The organism is Corynebacterium sp. UMB10321 (assembly GCF_030228725.1).
Classification (GTDB): Bacteria; Actinomycetota; Actinomycetes; order Mycobacteriales; family Mycobacteriaceae; genus Corynebacterium; species Corynebacterium pseudogenitalium.
In genome coordinates, this window is sequence record NZ_JASOZC010000056.1 from 1 (window position 1) to 267 (window position 267).

The 267-nt window shown below is 37.8% G+C and carries 1 protein-coding gene; it reads right to left on the bottom strand.

Going from position 1 to position 267, the window contains the following annotated elements; all coding sequences use genetic code 11:
• Positions 1-249, bottom strand: a 249-nt coding sequence (locus QP752_RS11290; protein ID WP_336621670.1) for a tyrosine-type recombinase/integrase, incomplete at its 3' end; no start/stop codon positions are given.
• Positions 250-267: the final 18 nt, after the last annotated feature.

A 267-nucleotide genomic window follows, 5' to 3' on the forward strand; every position in this document is an offset into this window, starting at 1 on the left:
TTCTGATTGAACATAATCAAGAATCACTTTTCGTAATTTGTTCGAAATGAAAACCGAATTGTGTTTAGCTGTTTTTTGTTCCTTCATGGCCAGACGTTCTTTGACAATCACTCGGCCACGAGAAATTTCTACCACGTCACTTAATTTCAACTGTCTTAAATCGGAGATTCGATACGCTGTATTGATCCCGATCGAAAAAAGCACCAAATTTCGTTGCCCATATTTTCCGGAAGCCAAAATTGCCTTCATGGCATCGATCTTTTTTTT